Raw genomic sequence first — 3,511 nt, forward strand, 5'->3', positions numbered from 1 at the left:
CGTTGCAAGGCTAAGAGCAAATACCCTCTTAACAGAGGGTATTTCTTATTTTGCTGAGAAGGAGTACTTCTCCTATTTTAAGGCTGATTACAGAGAGAAGAGGCCTTAAAATAGGAGATTTATATATATAATGGCACATAATATTGAGGGGGAAGAAACGATGGTAAGAGAACAGTTTCAGTGTGATTTAAAAACGTTACAGCAAAAGGTGATTGAGCTTGGAGAGCTAGCGAGGGAGGCTTTATTGCTTGCTATGGAAGGTCTTCATAAAAGGGATGTAGAGAAAGCGTTAGAGGTAATAGATGGTGATTATCGTATGGATAATTTAGAAGAGGAAATAAATGATCTTGCGCTTATGCTTATTACGAAGCAGCAACCTGTAGCAAGTGATTTAAGAAGGATTTTCATTTCAATTAAAACAGCGACAGATTTAGAGCGTATTGCAGATCATGCTGTTAATATTGCGAAATCAACAATTCGTCTTGGGGAAAAAGAAGTGGTTGTTAGTTTGCACAATCTTGATGAAATGTTTGCAATTGCAGATAAGATGTTACAGTTAGCGTTGGAAGCATATGAGCAAGAAAATTTAACTTTTGCGAAACAAATTGCCGAAATGGATGATTCAGTTGATGAAATATATGGGAAAGCGATTCGTGAATTTATATCTTCAGTTCCAGAACAGCCAGAAGCGATTACACAAATTACACAATTATCCTTTGTGGCGAGATATATCGAGCGTGTAGCAGATCATATTACAAATATTGCTGAGAATGTTTTTTATTTAGTAAAAGGAAAGCATTACTTATTAAATGAATAAAGAAAAAAGGCAGGTGAAACATCACCTGCCAGGCTGTGGAGAAAGTCTTCTCCACAGCCTGTTTTTGTGTCTGAACCTCTTTTTATGTGTCAACACTGATAAAAAAGAGGAAAAGGAGAGGTTTTTTATGATGGGTGCTTTAAAAAATCATCGTGATGAACGTGTATCTGTTTCTGTAGAAGAGTTGGTTCCACAAGATCATTTCCTTCGTGCGATTGAAGCGACAATTAGTTTTGATTTTATTGAGGAAAAATTACGCCCTTATTATTGTGAAAACAATGGACGTCCGTCAATCCATCCTATCGTTTTATTTAAAATGATGTTTATTGGATATTTTTACGGTATTCGTTCTGAGCGTCAATTGGAAAAGGAGATTAAAACGAATATCGCCTACCGTTGGTTTTTAGGGTTTTCTCTATCAGATACTATTCCAGATCATTCTACAATTAGTTGGAATCGACGTACCCGCTTTATTCATACAAATATTTTCGAAGAAATTTTTGATGAGATTGTGCGGCAAGCGACGGAGCACCGGATGGTGGGAGGACGTGCATTGATGACAGATTCTACGCACATTAAGGCCAATGCTAATAAAAATAAGTTTGTACATAAATATAAAAAAGAAAAGGCAAAGTTTTATATAGATGAACTAGAAGCTGCGGTAATCGAAGATCGTGAGGTACACGGAAAAAAGAATTAAAACCCAGAAAGGAAAGTGATACCCCTACTAAAAAAACTCGCATAAGTACTACGGATCCAGATAGTGGATTTTTAATGAGAGATGGAAAACCGAACGGTTTTCATTTCTTAGACCATCGTACGACTGATGCGAAGTACAATATTATTACAGATACCTATGTAACGGCTGGAAATATGGCAGATTCCGAGCCATATTTAGCGCGCCTCCAAGCTCAGATTGATAAATTCGAATTCAAAGTAGAAGCTGTCGCTCTTGATGCGGGCTATTTTTCAGGTTATATCTGTAAGAAATTATCAGAACGAAATATATTTATGGTGATGGGGTATCGCCGATTTGGAAAACGAAATAAAGAAGTACCGAAAAGCCAATTTAAATATGTAGAAGAAATGAATGTTTTCGCTTGTCCGATGGGATGTATTTTAGAATATGTAACAACTGATCGTGAAGGATACCGTCAATACAAATCGAATCCAGAAGACTGTGCTGTTTGTCCGTTACGAGAGGTGTGCTTTTCAAAGAAACAAAAACAAAAAGTTATCACTCATCATATATGGGAGAAATATAAGGATATTGCTAGAAAAAACAAGCTAACAGCTACAGGAAAAAAGTTGTATAAAGTACGCTGTTCAACTATAGAGCGAAGCTTTGCGGACGCCAAAGAACTACATGGATATCGATATGCTCGGTTTCGGGGGCTGAAGTCTGTCCAAATGCAGGCTTATCTCACCGCAGCTTGCCAAAACATGAAAAAAATAGCCCTCCATCTGACCAAAAAGGGTCTAGTGGAGGGCTATTTTTCTAAATTCTATTATTTTATGTTGTTTTCATTCGCTAAAATCAAAAAGATTTCAGAGCGTCGGAAACCCTAAAGGGTTTCCCGACACTCTGAAAAAAGGTATTTCCGTATACGGAAATACCTTTTATCCATTATATATTCTATTTACAACCTCGACTAAAGCTTTACTTACCTGTACGAATATATGCTTTCGGTTTCCACCCTCAACAAATTTATTAGCACAACTACCCATAATCATCATACAACTAATTATAACTAATACTAACTTTCTATTCTTGTAAGTCACTTCATGTCACTCCACTATTAAAAAACTTCCCTTGAATTTATCCCATCAAGAAATTTTACATGAATAATAAAACGTGTGAATATGCAATTCTGCATATTCACACGTTTTATTACGATGTTGTGATTTAATTTAGTTAGAGTACACGTATACCGAGGTGACTAACTTGAAATTTAAAGCGAAAAAAAATCCATTTCACGTCATTTTCATTACATTATTTATCAGTATTTTTCTCGTTTCACTATTCTTCCAAAATGAAAGTTCTATTTTTTTTACTCTCATGATGCTTTTAAATATCGTGAACCTTTCTTCTTTCTATTTCTCTCACTACAACGTAACGGAAGCATCCCTTGTTGTAAAACATGGTTTTGTATTTCATACTGAAATTCCATTTGAAGATATTCGTCACGTTAAATTCTCTGGCAAAACACTTCACTCTGAAAAGTGGACTAGGCAGCAATTAGAAATCCATTACAATTTATTTGACTCTGTGACAACTTTCGTACCTCAAGAAGAAAAAAAATTCATTGAACTCTTAAAAGCAAACTGTCCACAAATGAAAGTATTGAATAGTCCCGCTAACAAATAATATATTTTGGCAATTGCAGTAATACAAACAGAAAACATACAAATATATATCAAAAAAGCCAAGATTCTAAACTAAGAGAATCTTGGCTTTTTTATTACTCTTTCGGAGCAATCATTTTTTTCGGATCGACAATTTCATCAAATTGTTCTTCTGTTAGTAGTCCAGATTGCAATGCTGCCTCTTTTAACGTTAACCCCTCTTTATGAGCATGCTTCGCAATTTTCGCTGCATTTTCATATCCGATATGCGGGTTTAATGCTGTAACGAGCATTAATGAACGATTCACATTCTCTTTAATTACTTCTTCATCTGCTTCAATACCCACT

Annotated in this window: 3 protein-coding genes and 1 pseudogene; 3 read left to right on the forward strand and 1 reads right to left on the reverse strand. The window is 35.5% G+C overall.

The annotated features are described in order from the left end of the window. Nucleotides 1-160 precede the first annotated feature (160 nt). From phoU to ACIRFL_RS43620, 3 genes are all read left to right on the forward strand, one after another. Complete coding sequence (gene phoU / locus ACIRFL_RS43610; protein ID WP_033656402.1) at nucleotides 161-817, forward strand: phosphate signaling complex protein PhoU; 657 nt, start codon at nucleotides 161-163, stop codon at nucleotides 815-817. A 127-nt stretch (nucleotides 818-944) separates the two neighbouring features. Then, a protein-coding gene (locus ACIRFL_RS43615; protein ID WP_377922992.1) for an IS1182-like element ISBth7 family transposase occupies nucleotides 945-2,386 on the forward strand; the annotation gives its coding sequence in 2 pieces (ribosomal slippage) (nucleotides 945-1,506 and nucleotides 1,506-2,386; 1,443 coding nt in all). A 508-nt stretch (nucleotides 2,387-2,894) separates the two neighbouring features. Next, on the forward strand, nucleotides 2,895-3,185 hold the full coding sequence (locus tag ACIRFL_RS43620; RefSeq protein ID WP_404041276.1) for a PH domain-containing protein: 291 nt from the start codon (nucleotides 2,895-2,897) through the stop codon (nucleotides 3,183-3,185). A 94-nt stretch (nucleotides 3,186-3,279) separates the two neighbouring features. On the opposite strand, the pseudogene ACIRFL_RS43625 reads toward ACIRFL_RS43620, so the two are convergent. Further along, nucleotides 3,280-3,511, reverse strand: a pseudogene (locus ACIRFL_RS43625) (class II fumarate hydratase); the annotation flags it as partial.

Origin of the sequence: Streptomyces sp. NPDC102462 (genome assembly GCF_044765425.1) — a bacterium.
Taxonomy (GTDB): domain Bacteria; phylum Actinomycetota; class Actinomycetes; order Streptomycetales; family Streptomycetaceae; genus Streptomyces.

Coding starts and splice junctions, on each gene's coding strand:
- phoU (WP_033656402.1), top strand. CDS start 161: ATGGTAAGAGAACAGTTTCAGTGTGATTTAAAAACGTTACAGCAAAAG.